17 protein-coding genes and 1 tRNA gene are annotated in these 22,964 nt (G+C 56.4%); 11 read left to right on the top strand and 7 right to left on the bottom strand.

The annotated features are described in order from the left end of the window. Nucleotides 1-19 precede the first annotated feature (19 nt). The 9 genes from rpoB to RLO149_RS02115 all read left to right on the top strand — a co-directional run bounded on the left by rpoB (nucleotide 20) and on the right by RLO149_RS02115 (nucleotide 15,093). Complete coding sequence (gene rpoB, locus RLO149_RS02075) at nucleotides 20-4,156, top strand: DNA-directed RNA polymerase subunit beta (RefSeq protein WP_013960393.1); 4,137 nt, start codon at nucleotides 20-22, stop codon at nucleotides 4,154-4,156. Nucleotides 4,157-4,209: 53 nt separating this feature from the next. After that, nucleotides 4,210-8,454 (top strand): DNA-directed RNA polymerase subunit beta', encoded by a 4,245-nt coding sequence (gene rpoC, locus RLO149_RS02080; RefSeq protein ID WP_013960394.1) that lies wholly within the window; start codon nucleotides 4,210-4,212, stop codon nucleotides 8,452-8,454. Nucleotides 8,455-8,616: 162 nt separating this feature from the next. Beyond that, entirely contained in the window at nucleotides 8,617-9,486 is an 870-nt protein-coding gene (locus tag RLO149_RS02085; protein WP_013960395.1) for a DMT family transporter, read from the top strand. Between the two features lie 364 nt (nucleotides 9,487-9,850). After that, nucleotides 9,851-10,222: a 30S ribosomal protein S12 gene (gene rpsL / locus RLO149_RS02090; RefSeq protein WP_011570072.1), complete on the top strand. Its 372-nt coding sequence runs from the start codon at nucleotides 9,851-9,853 to the stop codon at nucleotides 10,220-10,222. Between the two features lie 12 nt (nucleotides 10,223-10,234). Beyond that, nucleotides 10,235-10,705 (top strand): 30S ribosomal protein S7, encoded by a 471-nt coding sequence (gene rpsG, locus RLO149_RS02095; protein WP_013960396.1) that lies wholly within the window; start codon nucleotides 10,235-10,237, stop codon nucleotides 10,703-10,705. Nucleotides 10,706-10,786: 81 nt separating this feature from the next. Next, nucleotides 10,787-12,913 (top strand): elongation factor G, encoded by a 2,127-nt coding sequence (gene fusA, locus RLO149_RS02100; protein WP_013960397.1) that lies wholly within the window; start codon nucleotides 10,787-10,789, stop codon nucleotides 12,911-12,913. Between the two features lie 78 nt (nucleotides 12,914-12,991). Beyond that, entirely contained in the window at nucleotides 12,992-14,167 is a 1,176-nt protein-coding gene (gene tuf, locus RLO149_RS02105) for an elongation factor Tu (RefSeq protein WP_013960398.1), read from the top strand. A 249-nt stretch (nucleotides 14,168-14,416) separates the two neighbouring features. After that, entirely contained in the window at nucleotides 14,417-14,803 is a 387-nt protein-coding gene (locus RLO149_RS02110) for a hypothetical protein (RefSeq protein ID WP_013960399.1), read from the top strand. 214 nt (nucleotides 14,804-15,017) lie between these two features. Then, nucleotides 15,018-15,093 (top strand) — tRNA-Trp (locus RLO149_RS02115). 227 nt (nucleotides 15,094-15,320) lie between these two features. Here RLO149_RS02115 and RLO149_RS02120 read toward each other — a convergent pair. From RLO149_RS02120 to RLO149_RS02140, 5 genes are all read right to left on the bottom strand, one after another. Next, nucleotides 15,321-16,055 (bottom strand): proteasome-type protease, encoded by a 735-nt coding sequence (locus RLO149_RS02120; RefSeq protein WP_013960400.1) that lies wholly within the window; start codon nucleotides 16,053-16,055, stop codon nucleotides 15,321-15,323. Between the two features lie 119 nt (nucleotides 16,056-16,174). Continuing rightward, on the bottom strand, nucleotides 16,175-16,957 hold the full coding sequence (locus tag RLO149_RS02125; RefSeq protein WP_013960401.1) for a transglutaminase-like domain-containing protein: 783 nt from the start codon (nucleotides 16,955-16,957) through the stop codon (nucleotides 16,175-16,177). Between the two features lie 230 nt (nucleotides 16,958-17,187). Then, a complete protein-coding gene (locus RLO149_RS02130) occupies nucleotides 17,188-17,982 on the bottom strand; it encodes a metal ABC transporter permease (RefSeq protein ID WP_013960402.1) in 795 nt (264 codons plus the stop codon). Then, nucleotides 17,982-18,749: an ATP-binding cassette domain-containing protein gene (locus tag RLO149_RS02135; RefSeq protein WP_013960403.1), complete on the bottom strand. Its 768-nt coding sequence runs from the start codon at nucleotides 18,747-18,749 to the stop codon at nucleotides 17,982-17,984. The genes RLO149_RS02130 and RLO149_RS02135 overlap by 1 nt, the downstream gene beginning before the upstream one ends. After that, on the bottom strand, nucleotides 18,746-19,258 hold the full coding sequence (locus RLO149_RS02140) for a Fur family transcriptional regulator (RefSeq protein ID WP_044025174.1): 513 nt from the start codon (nucleotides 19,256-19,258) through the stop codon (nucleotides 18,746-18,748). The genes RLO149_RS02135 and RLO149_RS02140 overlap by 4 nt, the downstream gene beginning before the upstream one ends. A gap of 56 nt (nucleotides 19,259-19,314) precedes the next feature. Here RLO149_RS02140 and RLO149_RS02145 point away from each other — a divergent pair, with 56 nt between their 5' ends. Beyond that, complete coding sequence (locus RLO149_RS02145) at nucleotides 19,315-20,343, top strand: zinc ABC transporter substrate-binding protein (RefSeq protein ID WP_013960405.1); 1,029 nt, start codon at nucleotides 19,315-19,317, stop codon at nucleotides 20,341-20,343. Nucleotides 20,344-20,373: 30 nt separating this feature from the next. Here the strand turns inward: RLO149_RS02145 and RLO149_RS02150 are convergent, their stop codons facing one another. Next, entirely contained in the window at nucleotides 20,374-21,534 is a 1,161-nt protein-coding gene (locus RLO149_RS02150) for a S8 family serine peptidase (RefSeq protein ID WP_013960406.1), read from the bottom strand. 173 nt (nucleotides 21,535-21,707) lie between these two features. On the opposite strand from RLO149_RS02150, the gene RLO149_RS02155 reads away from it, so the two are divergent. Further along, nucleotides 21,708-22,277: a hypothetical protein gene (locus tag RLO149_RS02155; protein ID WP_013960407.1), complete on the top strand. Its 570-nt coding sequence runs from the start codon at nucleotides 21,708-21,710 to the stop codon at nucleotides 22,275-22,277. 71 nt (nucleotides 22,278-22,348) lie between these two features. Here the strand turns inward: RLO149_RS02155 and RLO149_RS02160 are convergent, their stop codons facing one another. Next, on the bottom strand, nucleotides 22,349-22,885 hold the full coding sequence (locus RLO149_RS02160; RefSeq protein ID WP_013960408.1) for an RNA polymerase sigma factor: 537 nt from the start codon (nucleotides 22,883-22,885) through the stop codon (nucleotides 22,349-22,351). Nucleotides 22,886-22,964: the final 79 nt, after the last annotated feature.

The following is a 22,964-nucleotide window of genomic DNA, read 5'->3' on the forward strand; positions in this document are numbered from 1 at the left end:
CTGAAAGGTGACACCTAATATGGCTCAATCGTTCCTTGGCCAGAAACGTCTACGTAAATATTATGGCAAAATCCGCGAAGTATTGGATATGCCGAACCTGATCGAGGTGCAAAAATCCTCATATGATCTGTTTTTGAACTCAGGCGAAGCAGATGTGCCGACCGACGGTGAAGGCATCACCGGCGTGTTCCAGTCTGTCTTTCCGATCAAAGACTTCAACGAAACTTCCGTGCTTGAATATGTAAAATACGAGCTCGAGAAGCCCAAATACGATGTCGAGGAGTGTCAGCAACGTGACATGACCTACAGCGCGCCCCTGAAGGTGACGCTGCGCCTGATCGTATTTGATGTGGATGAAGACACCGGTGCAAAATCGGTCAAAGACATCAAAGAACAAGACGTCTTTATGGGCGATATGCCTTTAATGACGCCCAATGGGACCTTTGTGGTGAACGGGACCGAACGTGTGATCGTTTCCCAGATGCACCGTTCCCCCGGTGTGTTCTTTGATCATGACAAAGGTAAAACGCATTCGTCGGGCAAGCTGCTGTTTGCCTGCCGGATCATTCCCTATCGCGGCTCCTGGCTGGACTTTGAATTCGACGCAAAAGACATCGTCTTTGCGCGGATTGACCGTCGCCGCAAGCTTCCCGTGACCACGCTGCTTTATTCGCTGGGTCTCGACCAGGAAGCGATCATGGACGCTTATTACAACACCATTACGTACAAGCTTGAGAAGAACAAAGGCTGGGTCGCCCCATTCTTCCCTGATCGCGTGCGCGGGACCCGCCCGACATACGATCTGGTGGATGCGGCATCCGGTGAAATCCTTTTCGAAAAGGGCAAGAAAGTCACGCCGCGCGCGGTCAAGAAACTGATCGACGAAGGCAAAGTGACCGAATTGTTGCTGCCGTATGAGCACATCGCGGGCAAGTTTGTCGCCAAGGACATCATCAACGAAGAGACCGGCGCGATTTATGTCGAGGCTGGCGATGAGCTGACGCTTGAGTACGATAAAGACGGCACGCTGATCGGCGGTACTGCAAAAGAGCTTGTCGAAGCAGGGATCACCGAGATTCCGGTGCTGGACATCGACAACGTGAATGTCGGCCCTTACATGCGCAACACCATGGCGCAGGACAAGAACATGAACCGCGACACCGCGCTCATGGACATTTACCGCGTGATGCGTCCGGGCGAGCCCCCCACCGTCGAGGCGGCATCGGCCTTGTTTGACACATTGTTCTTTGACGCTGAACGGTATGACCTGTCTGCCGTTGGCCGCGTGAAAATGAACATGCGTCTGGCACTGGACGCCGAAGACACGCAGCGCACGTTGCGCCGCGAAGACATTGTGGCCTGCATCAAGGCGCTGGTAGACCTGCGCGATGGGCGTGGTGACATTGACGATATCGACCACCTCGGCAACCGTCGTGTGCGGTCCGTCGGCGAATTGATGGAAAACCAGTACCGTGTGGGTCTGCTGCGCATGGAGCGTGCGATCAAGGAACGCATGTCGTCGGTTGAGATTGACACGGTGATGCCGCAGGATCTGATCAACGCCAAACCAGCAGCCGCTGCGGTGCGTGAATTCTTCGGTTCCTCGCAGCTCAGCCAGTTCATGGACCAAACCAACCCGCTCTCGGAAGTGACGCACAAACGTCGTCTTTCTGCGCTTGGGCCGGGCGGTCTGACACGTGAACGCGCGGGCTTTGAGGTGCGCGACGTGCACCCGACCCACTATGGCCGGATGTGCCCGATTGAAACGCCGGAAGGGCCAAACATTGGTCTGATCAACTCGCTGGCGACGTTCGCCCGCGTGAACAAATACGGCTTCATCGAGACACCGTACCGCAAGGTTGAAAACCGCATGGTAACGGACGAAGTACAGTATATGTCCGCCACCGAAGAGATGCGTCACACTGTTGCGCAGGCGAACGCGCAGTTGGATGAGGACGGTCGTTTCAAAAACGATCTGGTCAGCACGCGTCAGTCCGGTGACTATACCTTGGCACCCTCCGAGAATGTCGATTTGATCGACGTGTCGCCCAAACAGTTGGTATCTGTTGCGGCCTCGCTGATCCCGTTCCTCGAAAACGATGACGCGAACCGGGCCTTGATGGGCTCGAACATGCAACGTCAGGCGGTTCCACTGCTTCAGGCCGAGGCCCCGCTCGTGGGTACTGGCATCGAAGAAGTGGTTGCGCGCGACTCCGGTGCGGCGATCATGGCGAAACGCGCGGGCATCATCGACCAGGTGGATGCACAGCGTATCGTTATTCGTGCGACATCTGATCTGGAACTGGGTGACGCGGGTGTGGACATTTACCGCATGCGCAAATTCCAGCGCTCCAACCAGAACACCTGCATCAACCAGCGTCCGCTGGTGAAGGTGGGCGACACGGTGCTCAAAGGGCAGGTGATCGCGGATGGTCCGTCCACCGATATGGGGGAACTGGCGCTCGGCAAGAACGTCGTCGTCGCCTTCATGCCGTGGAATGGCTACAACTATGAAGACTCCATTCTGATCTCCGAGCGGATCGCCCGTGACGACGTCTTTACCTCGATCCATATCGAGGAATTCGAAGTCGCCGCGCGTGACACCAAGCTGGGGCCAGAGGAAATCACCCGCGATATCCCGAACGTCGGCGAGGAAGCCCTGCGCAACCTCGACGAAGCGGGCATTGTCTACATCGGTGCCGATGTGGAGCCGGGCGATATTCTCGTGGGCAAGATCACACCGAAGGGTGAAAGCCCGATGACGCCAGAAGAAAAACTTCTGCGCGCCATCTTTGGTGAGAAAGCGTCGGATGTGCGGGATACGTCATTGCGCGTCAAACCGGGTGACTTCGGCACCGTCGTCGAAGTGCGCGTGTTCAACCGCCACGGTGTGGAAAAAGACGAACGTGCGCTGCAGATCGAGCGGGAAGAAGTCGAACGTCTGGCCCGTGACCGTGACGATGAAATGGCGATCCTTGATCGCAACATCTACGCGCGTCTCAAGTCTACCATCATGGGTAAGGTGGCGGTGAAGGGGCCGAAAGGTGTCTCCTCCAACGCTGAGATCACTGATGATCTGCTGCAAATGCTCCCGCGTGGTCAGTGGTGGCAATTGGCGCTCAAGGATGAGGCGGATGCACAAGTCGTTGAAGCCCTGAACGAGCAGTACGAAATCCAGAAACGCACGCTTGATGCGCGCTTTGAGGACAAGGTTGAAAAAGTCCGCCGTGGCGATGATCTGCCCCCGGGCGTGATGAAGATGGTCAAGGTCTTTGTGGCGGTAAAGCGCAAGCTGCAGCCGGGCGATAAAATGGCCGGTCGTCACGGGAACAAGGGTGTTATCTCCAAAGTTGTTCCCATGGAAGACATGCCGTTCCTTGGCGACGGGACACCGGTTGATTTCTGTCTGAACCCGCTCGGCGTTCCATCTCGTATGAACGTGGGTCAGATCCTTGAAACACATATGGGCTGGGCCGCGCGCGGTCTCGGTGTAAATGTGGATGAGGCGCTGCAGGAATACCGTCGTTCTGGCGATCTGACACCTGTGCGTGACGCGCTCAGCCTTGCCTATGGTCAAGATGTCTATGACGAAGGCATTGTTGGCATGGATGAGGACACGCTCATCGAGGCGGCAGGCAATGTCACACGCGGTGTGCCGATTGCAACGCCGGTCTTTGACGGCGCGAAAGAGGCGGATGTGAACGATGCGCTGACCCGCGCGGGCTTTGATACATCCGGTCAGTCGGTGCTCTTTGATGGTCGCACAGGTGAGCAGTTTGCCCGCCCGGTGACCGTGGGTGTCAAATACCTGCTGAAACTGCACCACCTTGTGGATGACAAAATCCACGCGCGCTCAACCGGTCCATACTCGCTGGTCACCCAGCAACCCTTGGGCGGTAAAGCGCAGTTCGGTGGTCAGCGGTTTGGGGAAATGGAGGTCTGGGCGCTCGAAGCTTACGGCGCTGCATACACCCTGCAGGAAATGCTGACCGTGAAGTCGGACGACGTGGCCGGACGGACGAAAGTCTATGAAAGCATCGTCAAGGGCGAGGACAACTTTGAAGCGGGCGTGCCCGAGAGCTTTAACGTTCTGGTCAAAGAAGTCCGTGGCCTCGGCCTCAATATGGAACTCCTGGACGCGGAGGAAGACGAGTGACGGGCTAAGCCCCGTCACCTCACTCCCAACGCTCCCCTTTCAAGGATTTGAAAATGAACCAGGAACTGACAAACAACCCGTTCAACCCCGTTGCACCGGTTAAGACTTTCGACGAGATCAAGGTCTCTCTGGCATCGCCAGAGCGGATCTTGTCTTGGTCTTTCGGTGAGATCAAGAAACCCGAAACAATCAACTACCGGACGTTCAAGCCTGAGCGGGACGGTCTTTTCTGTGCGCGTATCTTTGGCCCGATCAAGGATTACGAATGCCTCTGCGGTAAATACAAGCGCATGAAATATCGCGGCGTTGTCTGCGAGAAATGCGGTGTGGAAGTCACGCTGCAAAAAGTGCGCCGTGAGCGGATGGGCCACATCGAGCTTGCCTCGCCGGTTGCGCATATCTGGTTCCTGAAATCGCTGCCGTCGCGCATCGGTCTGATGCTGGACATGACACTGCGTGATCTGGAACGCGTGCTGTATTTCGAAAACTACGTGGTGATCGAACCGGGTCTGACAGAACTCACCTACGGTCAGATGATGACCGAAGAAGAGTATATGGATGCGCAAGACATCTATGGCATGGACGCTTTCACCGCCAACATCGGTGCCGAAGCGATCCGCGAAATGCTGGCCGCGATTGATCTGGAAGCCGAAGCAGACCAGTTGCGTGCTGATCTGAAAGAAGCCACAGGTGAGCTGAAGCCCAAGAAGATCATCAAGCGCCTGAAGGTCGTGGAATCTTTCCTCGAATCCGGCAACCGCCCGGAGTGGATGGTTCTGACCGTGATCCCTGTGATTCCGCCTGAACTGCGCCCGCTGGTACCACTGGATGGCGGTCGTTTTGCGACCTCCGACCTCAACGATCTTTACCGTCGGGTGATTAACCGGAACAACCGTCTCAAGCGTCTGATCGAATTGCGCGCACCTGATATCATTGTGCGTAACGAAAAGCGGATGTTGCAGGAATCTGTCGATGCGCTGTTTGACAATGGCCGTCGCGGCCGTGTGATCACGGGTGCCAACAAGCGTCCGCTGAAATCGCTGTCTGACATGCTGAAGGGTAAACAAGGCCGCTTCCGTCAAAACCTTTTGGGCAAACGTGTCGACTTCTCGGGTCGTTCGGTCATCGTGACCGGTCCCGAACTCAAGCTGCACCAATGTGGTCTGCCCAAAAAGATGGCGCTCGAACTGTTCAAGCCGTTCATCTATTCGCGACTTGAGGCCAAAGGGCTTTCTTCGACTGTGAAGCAGGCGAAAAAGCTGGTCGAAAAAGAACGTCCCGAAGTTTGGGATATCCTCGACGAGGTCATCCGCGAACACCCTGTGATGCTGAACCGTGCGCCGACGTTGCACCGTTTGGGCATTCAGGCGTTTGAACCCGTGCTGATTGAAGGCAAAGCGATCCAGCTGCACCCGTTGGTCTGTTCCGCCTTTAACGCGGACTTTGATGGGGACCAGATGGCCGTTCACGTGCCGCTGAGCCTTGAGGCGCAGCTTGAAGCGCGCGTTTTGATGATGTCCACGAACAACGTTCTGTCCCCTGCAAACGGCGCTCCGATCATCGTGCCGTCGCAGGATATGATCTTGGGTCTGTATTATACGACCCTTGAGCGTGCGGGCATGAAGGGCGAAGGGATGGTCTTTGGCTCCGTCGAAGAAGTGCAGCATGCGCTTGACGCCGGGGTGGTCCATTTGCATTCCAAGATCACCGCGCGGATCACACAGATCGACGAGAATGGTCTCGAAGTGATGCAGCGGTTTGACACGACACCGGGCCGGATCCGTCTTGGCGCGCTGTTGCCGCTCAATGCCAAGGCACCGTTCGAGTTGGTCAACCGTTTGCTGCGTAAGAAAGAAGTGCAGCAGATCATCGACACCGTCTACCGTTATTGCGGTCAGAAGGAATCCGTCATTTTCTGTGACCACATCATGACCATGGGTTTCCGGGAAGCGTTCAAAGCCGGGATTTCCTTTGGCAAGGACGACATGCTGATCCCCGATACCAAATGGCCGATCGTCGGTGAGACGCGCGACCAGGTTAAGGATTTCGAACAGCAATACATGGACGGTCTGATCACTCAGGGCGAGAAGTACAACAAAGTGGTCGATGCCTGGTCTAAGTGTAACGACAAGGTCACGGACGCGATGATGGGCTCTATCTCGGCCAGCCAGACGGACGTGGACGGCTCCGAAATGGAACCGAACTCGGTCTATATGATGGCACACTCCGGTGCGCGTGGATCGGTGACACAGATGAAACAGCTCGGCGGGATGCGCGGCCTGATGGCCAAGCCGAACGGCGACATCATCGAAACGCCGATCATTTCCAACTTTAAGGAAGGTCTGACCGTTCTTGAGTACTTCAACTCCACGCACGGCGCGCGGAAGGGTCTGTCGGATACTGCTTTGAAAACGGCGAACTCCGGTTATCTGACGCGGCGATTGGTTGATGTTGCACAGGACTGCATCGTGCGCATGCGCGATTGTGGCACCGAAACGTCAATCACAGCCGTCGCTGCTGTGAACGATGGTGAAGTTGTGTCGTCGCTGAGCGAACGTATTCTGGGCCGTGTCGTGGCCGAGGATATCGTGCGTCCGGGCACGGATGAGGTGATCATTGCCTCTGGTACTTTGATCGACGAACGCATGGCGGATTCTGTTGAAGAAGCAGGTGTCGCATCGGCGCGGATCAGAAGCCCGCTGACCTGTGAGGCCGAAGAGGGCGTTTGTGCCATGTGCTATGGTCGTGACCTCGCACGCGGTACGATGGTCAATTCTGGTGAGGCTGTCGGCATCATCGCGGCACAGTCCATTGGTGAACCGGGTACACAGTTGACCATGCGGACGTTCCACATTGGCGGTGTTGCACAGGGTGGGCAGCAGTCCTTCCTCGAGGCAAGCCATTCCGGCAAAGTTGTCTTTGACAATGCTCAAACGCTCGAAAACGAGGCGGGCGAGATCATGGTCATGGGTCGGAACATGAAACTCATCATTCATGATGATAATGGGGAGGAGCGTGCCAGCCACAAAGTAGGGTATGGTACAAAGCTGTTTGTTACCGAAGGCCAAAAAGTGGTGCGCGGCGACAAGCTCTTTGAATGGGATCCCTACACGTTGCCGATCATTGCGGAAAAATCCGGCATGGCGAAATTCGTGGACCTCGTGTCCGGGATCGCCATCAAGGATGAGACCGATGATGCAACCGGCATGACACAGAAGATCGTGATCGACTGGCGTTCCGCGACCAAGGGCAACGAGCTGAAGCCTGAAATCATTCTGGTAGATGCCGATGGGGAACCTGTACGCAACGATGCGGGCAATCCGGTGACCTATCCGATGTCCGTTGATGCGGTTCTGTCCATTGAGGACCAAACCGAGATCAAGGCGGGCGATGTGGTTGCGCGTATCCCGCGTGAGGGTGCCAAGACCAAGGACATCACCGGTGGTTTGCCACGTGTGGCCGAACTCTTTGAGGCACGTCGCCCCAAAGATCACGCTATCATTGCGGAAATCGATGGCTATGTGCGCTACGGCAAGGACTATAAGAACAAACGCCGTATCGCGATTGAGTCCTCCGAAGATCCGGATCACAAGGTCGAATACATGGTGCCCAAGGGCAAGCACATCCCGGTTGCGGAAGGTGACTTTGTCCAGAAGGGCGACTACATCATGGACGGTAATCCGGCGCCGCATGACATTCTTGCCATTATGGGTGTCGAAGCGCTGGCGGATTACATGATCGACGAAGTGCAGGATGTCTACCGTCTGCAAGGCGTAAAGATCAACGACAAGCACATCGAAGTCATCGTGCGTCAGATGCTGCAGAAGTGGGAAATCCAGGAATCTGGGGACACCACGCTGCTCAAGGGCGAACATGTCGACAAGCAGGAGTTTGATCAGGCGAACGAAAAAGCGCTGAGCAAAGGCGGCCGCCCCGCAAAGGGCGAACCGATCCTGCTGGGGATCACCAAGGCGTCGTTGCAGACCCGCAGCTTTATTTCTGCGGCGTCCTTCCAGGAAACCACGCGTGTTCTTACGGAAGCCTCTGTGCAAGGTAAGAAAGACAAGCTGGTCGGTCTGAAAGAAAACGTCATCGTGGGTCGCCTGATCCCAGCCGGGACTGGTGGCGCGACCATGAAAATGCGTCGTGTGGCTCAGGATCGCGACAATGTTGTGATCGAAGCACGCCGTGAAGAAGCAGAAGCGGCAGCGGCCCTCGCAGCACCTGTGGTGGACGATATGGTGGGTGGCGACGTCTTTGATCAGCCAGTGCATCACGAGGAAGACAGCCGGGACTAAGACTGCGGCTCATGAAATAGAGAGGCCCTCATCGGATCATACCGGTGGGGGCTTTTCATTTTGTACAAAAGGGTATTTTCTCATACATGGTAGTTGCCGGTCAATTTTGACGCCATTTCGCGACGCGAAGCCCCTTAAACCTACAGTCCAGGATCTGAATTGATGTCGGCAAACATGAATGGCGCCTTACTCATGATCGCGTCCATGGCTTGCTTTACGCTGAACGATGCATTCCTGAAGGCCACCGATGGGGACTTGCCGCTTTTCCAGCTTCTTTTTCTGCGTGGTGTTCTATCCACTGTTTTTATTGGCTTTTTAGCACATGGAAACAAGGCTTGGCAGTTTGATGTATCGCGGCGTGACTGGGTACTGATTGGTGTCCGGTCGGCGGCTGAGGTGGCGGCAGCAGTGTTCTTTGTGACGGCGCTGTTGAATATGCCGCTGGCTAACGCGACCGCTATCCTGCAAATGCTGCCGCTGATGCTGACGCTCGGATCGGCGCTGTTTTTGCGAGAAGCCGTCGGCTGGCGTCGGTTTGCAGCCATCGGCGTTGGATTCATTGGCATGCTGCTGATTGTGCGCCCCGGCGCGGATGGGTTTTCGATCTGGTCGATTTTGGCTCTGCTTGCCGTTATCTGCGTAACGGTGCGCGATCTTTCTACAAGGTGCATGTCTGCGCGCGTCCCTTCGCTGCTGGTCACGTTTGCCGCGTCATTTTCAGTCTTGGTGACATCAGGTTTTGCTTGCCTGTTCATTGAATGGGCACCCGTGACGCCGCAACTGGGCGGTATGGTTTTCGCGGCCGCTCTGTTCATTATAGGCGGCTATTTCTTTTCGGTTCAGGTGATGCGGGCGGGGGATGTGTCTTTCATCGCGCCGTTCAGATATACGGGGCTGATATGGGCGCTGCTGTTGGGGTGGACGTTTTTTGGGGACTGGCCCACGCCGCTGACCTTTTTCGGGGCGGGTCTTATCGTGGCAACGGGGTTGTTCACCTTTTACCGGGAACGCCAGTTGATGGCCGCCCACTAAGGACAGGTCGATTTCGCAGCGTCACCGGAACATGTGCGCCGTTTCAGGCAAGCTGTTGACACCCTTGGCGACTCCTTTTATACGCGCGCTATCTCGGAGCAGGAATTACGCTTGCCTGCACTGACATCATACTAAAGTGGTCACGATCCGGCCCCCTATCGGCCCGATCCTCTGTTAACCCACCGCGTCGTTTCCTCGGTACGGAAGCGGAGGCGGTTTTTTTGTTGTCGCGCGGTCTTGCGACAAGAAATAAACGCGCTTTTTGCGCAAGGGGCGGCTCATGGACGCGTGAGCCGTGTAAAATTGAAACCGCACGGGGCCGTCCCGTGCACACATATGTGAGCAACACGGGGATAAAGCCGGAATGCCAACGATCCAACAGCTGATCCGCAAACCGCGGCAGCCTAAAATCAAACGATCCAAATCGATGCACTTGCAAGAGTGCCCGCAAAAGCGCGGCGTTTGCACGCGCGTTTACACAACCACACCCAAAAAGCCCAACTCTGCGATGCGTAAAGTTGCAAAGGTTCGTCTGACCAATGGCTTTGAGGTCATCAGCTACATTCCGGGCGAAAGCCACAACCTTCAGGAACACTCCGTGGTTCTGATCCGTGGCGGTCGTGTCAAAGACCTTCCGGGTGTCCGTTACCACATTCTGCGTGGTGTTCTGGATACCCAAGGCGTCAAAGACCGTAAGCAACGCCGTTCGAAATACGGCGCGAAGCGTCCGAAGTAAGAGGAATACGATATGTCCCGTCGCCACGCAGCCGAAAAACGCGAAGTCCTGCCCGACGCCAAATATGGTGATCTGGTTCTGACAAAATTCATGAACAACCTGATGATCGACGGCAAAAAGTCGATCGCAGAAACCATCGTTTACAACGCCCTGACGCGCGTTGAAACCAAGATCAAGCGCGCACCAATCGAGGTGTTCCACGAAGCGCTGGACAACATCCAGCCCTCCGTCGAAGTGCGCTCGCGCCGTGTCGGTGGTGCCACCTATCAGGTGCCCGTCGAAGTGCGCCCTGAGCGTCGTCAGGCGCTGGCCATTCGCTGGTTGATCAAAGCCGCCCGTTCGCGCAATGAGAACACCATGGAAGAGCGCCTTGCAGGCGAACTGATGGATGCTGTTCAGTCTCGCGGTACTGCCGTGAAAAAGCGCGAAGACACGCATAAAATGGCAGACGCGAACAAAGCGTTCAGCCACTACCGCTGGTAAACCGGGCGGGTTCCCCCGCCAAGTCGCGCCCCGTCTGGGGGCGCGTTTAACCGTTTTTAGATATCTCGAGGAAGCAGCCCCATGGCACGCGACTATCCGCTCAACCGGTACCGTAACTTTGGCATCATGGCCCATATTGATGCCGGCAAAACAACCTGTTCCGAACGTATTCTGTTTTACACCGGCAAATCCCACAACATTGGTGAGGTGCACGATGGCGCCGCAACCATGGACTGGATGGAGCAGGAGCAGGAACGCGGGATCACCATCACATCCGCTGCGACCACCACGTTCTGGCAGCGTCAGGAAGAGCCCACAGCAGAGGCGACTTCTGACACGAAATACCGCATGAACATCATCGACACACCCGGCCACGTTGACTTCACCATCGAAGTTGAGCGTTCGCTGGCGGTACTTGACGGCGCGGTTGCCGTTTTGGACGCAAATGCTGGTGTCGAGCCGCAGACCGAAACCGTTTGGCGTCAGGCCGACCGGTACAAAGTCCCGCGCATTGTGTTCGTCAATAAAATGGACAAGATTGGCGCTGACTTTTTCAACTGTGTGAAAATGATTCAGGACCGCACCGGTGCGATCCCGGCCCCTATCCAGATTCCAATCGGTGCAGAGACCGAGCTCGAAGGCATGATTGACCTCGTGACCATGGAAGAATGGGTCTGGGAAGGCGAAGACCTTGGCGCGAGCTGGGTCAAGAAACCGATCCGCGACAGCCTGAAAGAACAAGCCGACGAATGGCGCGCCAAACTCATCGAGACTGCGGTCGAGATGGACGACGATGCCATGGAAAATTACCTCATGGATGGTGCAGAGCCAGATGTGGACACGCTGCGCAAACTGATCCGTCAGGGCACGCTGGAAATCAAGTTCATTCCGGTGCTGTGCGGCTCAGCCTTTAAAAACAAGGGTGTTCAGCCGCTGTTGAACGCGGTTATCGACTACCTGCCCAGCCCGCTGGACGTCGTCGACTACATGGGCTTCAAGCCTGGTGATGAGACAGAAACCCGTGATATCCCGCGTCGGGCGGACGATGACATGGCGTTTTCGGGTCTTGCATTCAAAATCATGAACGACCCCTTCGTCGGTTCGTTGACGTTCACACGCATCTACTCGGGTCAGATGAAAAAGGGTGATACTCTTTTGAACTCGACCAAAGGCAAAAAAGAACGCGTTGGTCGCATGATGATGATGCACTCCATCAACCGTGAAGAGATTGACGAGGCGTTCGCCGGTGACATCATCGCGCTTGCGGGTCTGAAGGATACCACAACAGGCGATACCCTGTGTGCCGTAAACGATCCGGTTGTTCTGGAAACGATGACGTTCCCGGATCCGGTGATCGAGATCGCGGTTGAGCCAAAAACCAAGGCTGACCAAGAGAAGATGTCTCAGGGTCTTGCACGTCTGGCTGCGGAAGATCCGTCTTTCCGTGTGGAAACAGATATCGAATCCGGTCAAACGATCATGAAGGGCATGGGTGAACTCCATCTGGATATCCTCGTTGATCGCCTGAAGCGTGAGTTCAAAGTCGAAGCAAACATCGGTGCGCCACAGGTTGCGTATCGTGAGACGATTTCTCGCGAAGCCGAAGTGGTTTACACCCACAAGAAGCAATCGGGTGGGTCCGGTCAATTTGCTGAGGTCAAGATGATCCTGTCGCCAACCGAAGCGGGCGAAGGCTATTCGTTTGAATCCCGCATCGTTGGTGGTTCGGTTCCGAAAGAATACATTCCGGGTGTCGAAAAAGGCATTAAATCGGTGATGGATTCTGGTCCGCTGGCGGGTTTCCCTGTGATCGACTTCAAGGTCGCTCTGATCGACGGGAAATTCCACGACGTTGACTCCTCTGTTCTTGCGTTTGAAATTGCAGGACGGATGGGCATGCGCGAGGGCATGAAAAAAGCGGGCGCAAAGCTGCTTGAGCCGATCATGAAAGTGGAAGTGGTTACACCGGAAGAATACACTGGTGGCATCATTGGTGACCTTACCTCACGCCGGGGTCAGGTGTCCGGTCAGGAACCACGGGGCAATGCGATTGCGATCGATTGCTTTGTGCCGCTTGCCAACATGTTCGGGTATATCAACACTCTGCGGTCCATGTCTTCGGGTCGGGCGCAGTTTACGATGCAATTCGATCACTATGACCCCGTGCCACAGAATATCTCCGACGAGATTCAGGCAAAATTCGCTTAATTTGGTCGCCCCTGCCGGGGCGGCAAGTACCAACACCGGGTTGATCGACAACCCAAATGAATATCTAAGGAGGCCATCATGGCAAAGGCAAAGTTTGAACGTAATAAACCGCATGTTAACATTGGCACGATTGGTCACGTTGACCACGGCAAGACGACGCTGACGGCTGCGATTACGAAGTATTTTGGTGATTTTCAGGCGTATGACCAGATTGATGGCGCGCCTGAGGAGAAAGCCCGCGGGATCACGATCTCGACAGCGCACGTTGAGTATGAAACCGAAGCGCGTCACTACGCGCACGTGGATTGCCCCGGTCACGCGGATTACGTCAAGAACATGATCACCGGTGCGGCGCAGATGGACGGCGCGATCCTGGTTGTGAACGCGGCTGACGGCCCGATGCCCCAGACGCGCGAGCACATCCTCTTGGGCCGCCAGGTTGGCATCCCGACGATGGTTGTTTTCATGAACAAAGTGGATCAGGTCGACGACGAGGAACTGCTCGAGCTGGTCGAGATGGAAATCCGCGAATTGCTGTCTTCCTATGACTATCCGGGCGACGACATTCCTGTGATCCCCGGCTCCGCGCTGGCGGCGATGGAAGGGCGTGATCCAGAGATCGGCGAAGAGGCGATCCGCAAGCTGATGGCCGCCGTGGATGAGTTCATCCCGACGCCTGAGCGTGCGATTGACCAGCCGTTCCTGATGCCGGTTGAGGACGTGTTCTCGATTTCCGGTCGCGGGACTGTTGTGACGGGCCGTGTTGAGCGTGGCGTGATCAATGTTGGCGACAACATCGAGATCGTGGGGATCAAGGACACCCAGACCACAACATGTACGGGTGTTGAGATGTTCCGCAAGCTGCTGGATCGCGGTGAAGCCGGCGACAACATCGGCGCATTGCTGCGCGGTATCGACCGTGAAGCGGTTGAGCGTGGTCAGGTTCTGTGCAAGCCGGGTTCGGTCAAGCCACACACCAAGTTCGAAGCCGAGGCCTATATCCTCACCAAGGACGAGGGCGGCCGCCACACGCCGTTCTTTGCGAACTATCGCCCCCAGTTCTACTTCCGCACAACGGATGTGACGGGCACGGTTCAGCTGGCCGAGGGCACTGAGATGGTCATGCCGGGCGACAACGTGTCCTTTGGTGTTGAACTGATCGCGCCAATCGCGATGGAGCAGGGCCTGCGCTTCGCGATCCGCGAAGGCGGCCGCACCGTCGGCGCCGGCGTCGTGTCAAAGATTACGGAGTAATTTTTGACATAGGGAGTAGCACCTTAGGCGGTTGACCAACCAGATCAACGACCTTGCAGATACTTCCCCTATGGTCACCGAAACACCTAAAGGCCGCAGCTCTTAGCTGCGGCCTTTTTACTTTTTTGTTGTTCGCACCCAAAAACTCCATGCTGCACGTGGTTTGGCACTGAAAGTGAAATAATTTGACTGAAAAATTTCTGATGCCTAGGGTTCCACTATTCAACATTGAAGTAAGGAAATTTTGAAATGAGAACCCTGATTGCAGCATTTGCGGCAGTGGCGACTTTGTCGGCATGCCAGACCACAACGAACACTACTGTGACGACGGCCACACCAAACGCCATGCAGCTAGCGACACAAAGCGATATGGCAGCGATAACAGGCAAAACCCTGACGCTCCAACCCGGGCAGAGCATTCAAATACTTGCTGACGGAACAATCGAAGGGTCTTGGGATGGCAAGCCACTGGCGGGTACATATGTTATGAAAGATGGGTTCTTTTGTCGGACTTTGTCTCAAGGACCACGTGGTCCTTCGCCCGAAGATTGCCAGCTGCTAGTTTTGGAGGGAAACAAAGTTCAGGGCAGCAGAGATCGTGGCAATGGTGCTTCGTTTACGTACATTGTGTCCTGAAAACGAACTCACTGTAAGATTAGATAAGACGGCGATCGGGTTGGAAGGCTCAATACGGTCGCCGACTGAAATGTCGAAGTAGTCCAGCCTGTGGATTTTTGAAATCAACGTGGAATCTATCAAGTGGTAAAAGCCGTAATTGACATAGGCAAACCGATTAACTTTCATATCTGCTTGACCTTGCGTAGATGAAATTCTATCGAAGCATTGGCATAGGGGTTTAGCTCAGTTGGTAGAGCATCGGTCTCCAAAACCGAGGGTCGTGGGTTCGAGTCCCTCAGCCCCTGCCAAATCATCTATATTATGCGCGCGTTTTCCTGCAGGTGGGGTTGGTTGTTCACCAGCATGCGCGTCCCATTAGACGCTTTGATACCAATTCCAATAGTTCTCGGGTCGCCTCACTCGAGTTTTAGGTGAGCAGCATCACCATCCATGTATAGATTTTGCTGCCCTGAACACTGTGTCTGTCAGGCTTCCGCCCAAAGGCCGCTGGCGTAGAAATTCCGAACAGAGTTTTTCAGGCGCGTTTATAGGGTGGTAAATCCATCAATGCGTTGCGCAACGCGTCGCCCCAGCTCTCGGAAATCGACTGATAATAGGCGTCATCCGCTTCAACCCGGGACTGTTCTTCGATCGTGAAGCTGTCGTTTGCGTAGATTTGCAGATCAAGCGGCAAGCCCACCGACAGGTTCGCCTTGATGGTCGAATCGAATGAGACCATCAAAAGCCGGATCGTGTCCTCGAAACTCAGATCGGGATCATAGGCGCGCACGAGGATTGGTTTGCCGTATTTTGCTTCACCGATCTGGAAAAACGGTGCGTCTTCCGTCACCTCGATGAAATTACCTTCGGGATAGATCAAGAATAGCGTTGGCAGGCCGCCTTTGACCTGCCCGCCCACAATCACTGACGCTTTAAAGCGGGAGGAGGCCGCCGGACCGGCGCCCGTGGTGTCTGCGATCACTTCTTTCAGGGTCGCACCGACCAGACGCGCAACCTCGAACATGGTGGGCCGCTCAAGGATCGATGGGCTGCGTTCAGATGGAGTCTTGGACCGCTCTTCCAGCAAACTGATCAGCGCCTGCGTCGTCGCCAGATTGCCAGCGGTCATGAGAGTGATCACACGTTCCCCCGGCACTTCCCAGGTGAACATCTTTTTGGTGGTCGAAAAGTTATCCACACCGGCGTTGGTGCGGGTATCCGACATGAAAACGAGGCCACGGCGTAAACGCAGGCCGACACAGTAGGTCATTTGTGATCCAAAACAGGGGTAAGATACCCGGTCATCCGGCTTGTTTATCTAGTGCTGAAACCTCGCGGACACAATCATCAATTCCTTGGTATTCCGTAAACCCACCGCGGAACCGCGTCCTATTTAGGCATCCGAATGACGTCTACCGATTGTTCCTTGAGGTCTATCGCACCGTAGGAGGTCAGGAACGACGCGTCCGCTGCATCGCGCGCCACGCAGATTTTCGCAACCTCCGGTGCCTGTGCCATTCCCGTCGGATCAATGATATGCCAAGCGCCGTCCAAATATACCTCGACGACGGCATGAAAATCCTGTGGCACCACGTCAGGGGCATATGCGCTGACAAAGCGGGCCGGAATGCCACCCGCGCGCGCCAGAGAAATCAGTACATGAGCATAGTCACGGCAGACGCCGGAGAGGCTGGCAAAACTGTCCGTCGCGGTTGTTCCCGAGTGGCTGACGCCATTGTCGTAGGTGAAATTCGTATTCACCCAAGTGCTGAGGGCGCTGACCAATGCGCCCCCGGTCAAACCATCGAACTGCGTGGCGACGAAATCCAAAAACAGGTCAGACTGACAATAGCGCGATGGCGTCATATATTGGATGACATCGCCGGGGATCTGCATGCGTGGGGTTTCGGGTAGTCCTTCTATGTTGGCCTCGTGTCGCGCAATGCGCACCTGTGTTTCGTAGCGACAGTCAAACAGCGCCTCACAATGCACCCAGCGGCGTGTCCCATTGGTGTCATTGCCGGACAATTCCTGTTGCGTCGCGTCATTGTTCAGGATCAGGCGCGTCCGACTGCAGATCTGATTCACGTCTGACAGCGCCTCGATCTGCAAAAGCAAATCGCTGGGTTGCTGAGCCGTATATTTGAGATGGGTCTTGATAAAAAGGTCCACAAACAGCCCATGTGTTGATTCAGCGCAGTGCGTTCTCTATCCCAGCCACCCGGCCCTTGTCGACCACAATGACAGCGGGATCGAAATCGCACCAATCGACGGGGTGCGATGACGGACAATGAGATGTGAGGTCCACGGCAGCAAACCAGTCTTGAAGATCACGGGTTGAAGGCAGACTACGGAGGTATATCCTTCGTGACGCAGTCCCGGCTTTGATTGGATTATCAGCTTTACGCTGCGGGTCTGAAATTCCTGATCAAGCTCGTGGCGAGGAAGCTCAGTGCAGCAACGCAGACAATTGACGGGCCTGCCGGCGTGTCAAAGACATAGGCGGCACGCAGCCCCACGATGGCTGACAGGGTCCCGATTACACCAGCGGCAAGGGCCATGCCTTCCGGGGTTCGTGACAGGGGACGTGCCGCAGCGGCGGGAATGATCAGCATAGCGGCGATCAGAAGCACCCCCACGACTTTGATCGCAACGGCGACGGTGATGGCCAATGCCAGCGTCAACACGAGTTGTTCTTGTTTGGGGTCAATCCCGCTTGCATGGGCCAGGTCTTCGTTCAGCGTTGATGTGAGCAAGGCCGACCAACGCCAACCGATCAGCAGGACAACCAGTGCCGCACCGCCCCAGATCACCGCGAGGTCACCGCGCGATACCGCGAGGATATCGCCAAAGAGATAGGCCATCAGGTCGATCCGTACGCCGGACAAAAACGACACGGCAACCAGCCCAAAGGCAAGGGCTGAATGCGCCAGAACACCGAGCAACGTGTCCATCGCATAGCCCCGGCCAGACAATACGCTGACCGTCAGGGCCATCAGCAAGGCCACGACCATGGTGCCAATGAAGATCGACATCGAGAAGGCGAGCGACAAGGCCACGCCCAGAATTGCTGCATGTGCCGTGGCATCGCCGAAGTACGCCATCCGCCGCCAGACAACGAAACATCCCAAAGGGGCTGCGGCAACGGCCACGCCGATCCCGGCCAAGGCAGCGCGTACCATGAAATCATCCAGCATTACTCAGCGGCCTCTGTTCGGTCGTGTTTTGCCTGTTCGTGATCGCACCCGTCTTTGTGGTCATGTTCGTGGTCATGTTCATGCCGGTAAAGCGCCAATGCGCCGCCGGTTCCCGAACCAAACAGCGCGCGGTATTCCGGCGCGGATGCCACCACTGCCGGTGTGCCTTCGCAGCAGACGTGCCCATTCAGGCAAATCACGCGGTCAGAGGCGCTCATCACGACATGCAATTCATGGCTGATCATCAAAACGGCACATCCCGTTTCCTGACGCACGCTTTCGATCTGTTGGTAAAAGGAGGCCGAGCCGCGTTGATCCAGCCCTTGCGTGGCCTCATCCAGAAGCAGCAGATCAGGTTTTCCAATCAGTGCGCGTGCCAGCATCACCCGCTGAAATTGCCCGCCCGAGAGTTGAGACAACTGCGATTTGGACAAATCCCGCACCCCGGCCTGCGCCAGCGCCTGATCTATGTCTGCAGACTCCACGCCACCGGGAAGCTTCAGAAACCTAGAGACCGTGATTGGGAGCGTTTCGTCGATATGCAGCTTTTGCGGGACATATCCCAATGTGACGCCGGGACCCCGAGTGACGCGACCCTGAAACGGCTTCACCGCGCCGATAATTGCCCGCAACAGGCTGGTTTTACCTGAACCGTTTGGGCCGACGATGGTCACGATCTCCCCCGGTGCGATGTTCAGGGAGACGCGCGACAAAACCGTTCTGGCACCGTAGCGGACGCTGAGCTCTTCAACATCAACCAGGCTCATACATCTGCCTTTTCGGCGCAGGTCGGGCAAACGCCTTCTGCTTCGACGATGGTCCGTTCTATCCGAAAGCCCGTGGCGCGTGCGGCGTCCCCCAACGCGCCTTTTGCAGGGGATGAGTGTGTTTCGGCCACCGCGTCGCACAGACGGCAGATCATGAAGGCGGGTGTGTGCGCTTCGCTGGGGTGGACGCATGCGATAAAGGCGTTCAACTGCTCAATCTTGTGGGCCAGACCGTTCAGGACCAGAAAATCCAACGCCCGGTAAGCAACAGGTGGCTGCGAGCCAAACCCGTCTTCGCGCAAGCGGTCAAGGATTGCATAGGCACCAAGAGCGCGGTGCTCCTGCAGTAAAATCTCCAGAACCTTGCGGCGCACAGGCGTAAACCGAAGCCCGTCCGCGGCGCAGCGCGCTTCTGCCGCTGCCAGCGTGTCACTCACACAGACATCGTGATCATGAAGCGCAAACCCCAGCGGGCCGCCAGTACCGTTATGCGTCGAATCACTTGTCATGTTATTACATTTTATTTATCTCAGCTGTAATGTTATATAATCACATGGAATTACCGATGTCCAGAATGCGTCTTGCTCTCTCCCTCACAGCCGCGCTGATTGGGGGGGCCGCTTCTGCACAGGCACCCCGGGTCGCCGTTGATATTGCGCCGGTTCACTCTCTTGTCGCGCGGGTGATGGAGGGTGTCGGCGCGCCCGACCTCATCGTTCAGTCCGGTGCAAGCCCGCATGAGTATAGCCTGCGCCCCTCCGAAGCGGCAGCGCTGCAGGATGCCGACCTCGTGTTCTGGATTGGCCCCGGTCTTACGCCATGGCTCACCGACACCCTTGAGACACTTGCGTCTGATGCGGTGGTGAGCGAATTGCTTGATGCGCCGGGTACAATTGCATTGGAATTCCGCGAGAGCGCGTTGTTTGAGGCGCATGATCACGATGACCACGCAGATCACGATGACCACGACGATCACGGTGACGAAGATCACGCAGAACACGCGCACAAAGACCATGATCACGCCGAGGACGCGCATGATGATCATGGCCACAAGGACGCAGGGCATGAGGATCACGCGCACGGGGAGCATGATCCGCACGCATGGCTGTCGCCTCAAAACGCACGAAACTGGCTGAACGTAATAGCAGGGCAGCTGTCCGCGGCTGACCCTGATAATGCCAGCATCTACTTTGCGAACGCGGCTGCGGGACGCGCGGAAATGGAAACGCTCATTGATGAGGTGAATGCCACGCTTGCACCAGTGCGCGGTGGTGAGTTCATCGTTTTTCATGACGCCTATCAGTATTTCGAAGCGGATTTCGACTTCCCGGCAGCAGGCGCGATTTCACTGAGTGATGCCTCAGACCCCAGCCCGGCACGGATTGCCGAGATTCAAGGCCGGATCGCAGAACAAGCCGTCGATTGTGTTCTGACCGAGCCGCAATTCAACTCAGGTCTTGTTGCGACCGTTCTCGATGGCACGCAGGCGAAAACGGGCATAATTGATCCGCTTGGGTCAGACCTCGAACCCGGACCGGCGCTTTATCCCGCGCTGATCGGAAATCTCGCAACGGCGCTGGCGGAGTGCATGTAACCCTCCAGTCGTTATGACGGCGGACAGATATCAATCGCCACAGATGTCTTCGGCGAGGGCGAGGCCGTGTCCGTAGACCGGGTCGCGCCCTGAACGGCCCAGTTCCGCGCTGGTTGCGGCCAGACGCTTGCGCACGTCCGAAACACTGCGCGCATTTGCAAGTGTCGGATCAGCCGCCAGCCGGGCCGTGATCAAGGGGGTCGCGATCGACGTACCGGTCACGAACCGAACGCTGCCCCCGGATGGCACAAGAATGTCCACACCGGGCGCGGCGATATCCACATGCGGGCCACGCACCGCGTTGCGGTAGATTCGTCCGTCGGCGTCTACTGCAGTCACGGCGATCACCCCGTCAAAACCTGCGGGATACAAAGGATCAACGTTCGGCCCGTCGTTGCCCACAGCTGCCACAAGGATCAACCCACGGTCCACCGAACGTTCCACGGCAAGGTCGAGCAGTTTGTTGTAAGGACCGGCGAGGGCGAGATTGACGAAGCGGACGTCTTCCTCCGCCAGCCAGTCAAGTGCGCGCACCAGTGCATCCGCACCCGCCTTCAGCCCCAGCGCGTCTTGCTGCCCGAACACGTTTGCGCCGTAGATCGTGACGTCTTTCAGGCGGCTGGGATTGGCCAGAACAGAGGCGACATCCGTACCATGCGCAGCCGGTGCGGCGCGACCTTCAAAGAACGCGCGCGTCACGATGCGCGCGCCGTCCAAAGCCGGGCTGGTGGTATCGATCCCGGTGTCGATCACACCCACCGGCACCTGTGCACGACACCCATCTGTGCGCCATCGCATCATTGCGTTGGCATAATCCAGCTCTTGCGCGGCACTGCTGGATTGCTGGAGGCGGTAGGCGTGATTGATGCCAACGGTTGAGGTGGGCACTGCCGCTTCAAGCGCGGCGATTGCTTGTGGTCCGGTGATGCCGTCAGGCATCCGAAAGGTCAGCATCGTAAGATCAAGCCCCGCCAGATCCGTTACATCCAGAAGTTGATAGCCACCTGAAAGCCCTGCTGCGCGCATGCCTTCGGTTGCTTGCGCATCCGGGACAAGCGCGATGACTTTGCGCTGCCCGACCACATTCGTGTCGTTTTTGTCGGGGGAAGTCGTCAAAGGCGCGCACCCTACCAGAACGAACAGAAGGCTGATGATCACAACTTGGCGAAGGAACTGCAGTGCGTTAATCACGTGGTATCTCCTGTCGGGATGGGGAGGCGCAGAGTTACGCCCCACCTCGCTAGATTTGTCGCACCGCACCGAGCGAGGGTTCAAAAAAATTCAGCGGCGCAAAGTTTTTTTGAACCTTTCCCCAAGACTGTGCGACAAAGAGGTGAACACTGCAACTGTATGGCTGTGACGAAATGGATCGCGACGACAAGATACTGAACTACGTGCAAGACCGGCTGCCACCGCAGGACCGGCAAGCGTTTGAAGTAGACATGTCGGCCGATGCGGCACTTTCCTCCGAGGTGGCCGTAATGCAGTCCGTGCGTGGCGCGCTGCGGGCAGAGCCGAAACACGACAACAGCGATGCGGTCTGGGACAGGTTGTCCGCCAGCATCACACCCATGCCAAAGCCAGCAAATGACAACCGCAGCCCTTTGGCGCAGATTTTGCGATATGCGGCGGTGGCCACAATAGCGGTTATGGCCTGGCAGGTCGCGGTCGTGCCGCGCATCAGCGGTGTGCCTGACGGCTTTGCCCCTGCAACCGAGGGTGCGGGGGCTTTCGTTTTGCAAGTCAAGTTCAGCGATGCGGCGCGTTTTGGTGAGATTGGCGCGTTGCTGGGTCCTTTGGGTGGCACAATATCTGATGGGCCAACGGCTCTGGGGTTGGTGCGCGTGTCCTTTATCAACCAGACATCCTTGCAAGAAGCGCTCGTTGCGTTGAACACACGCAGCGATATCGTCGAATTGGTAGTTGAACAATAATCTGAAGCGTTCGGAATGTGGGCCGGAGTGATCCGATGCGCCCCACGTGACCCAACAGAATTAAAACAGCGTCAGCGATGCAACCCGGCGGCGAGACACCGCATCAGTGCCTGTTTGGCGTGGAAAATGCGGGTTTTGATGGTCCCGACTGGCACGGCTTCGATTTCAGCGATCTCGGGGTAGGTCAGGTCTTCGAGAAAGGCGAGGCGGATGGCGGAGTGCTGCACATCTTTCAACCCTTTCAGGCAGGTATGAAGCCGTTGCTTTTCCGATGCCGCGATTGCTGCGGCCTCTGGGTCCGGTGCGGTATCCGCGCTTTCCGGCACCTCATCCACAAACGAGAGCTTGCCGCGTTTGCGCAAAGCATCGACCAACTTGTTGCGCGCAATCGAAAACAGCCAGGTCTTGACGCTTGATTGCCCGCCAAAGCGCGACGCTGTGCGCCACACATCAAGCATTGTGTCATGCACGCAATCCGAGGCGAGTTCGGAATTTCCGCAACGCCCCATGGCAAACGCATAGATGGCCTGATCATACCGGGTGTAGAGGTCCCGCATTGCGCTTTTGTCGCCTGCAGCAATGCGTGCAATGAGATCTTTGTCATCCATCGAATTTTTGCTTACCGGTCCAGAAGATTGCGCAAACAAGAAGTGCCATTGTGCACAGTCAGACACAACTCACAAGCGA

It is taken from the genome of Roseobacter litoralis Och 149 (assembly GCF_000154785.2).
Lineage (GTDB): Bacteria > Pseudomonadota > Alphaproteobacteria > Rhodobacterales > Rhodobacteraceae > Roseobacter > Roseobacter litoralis.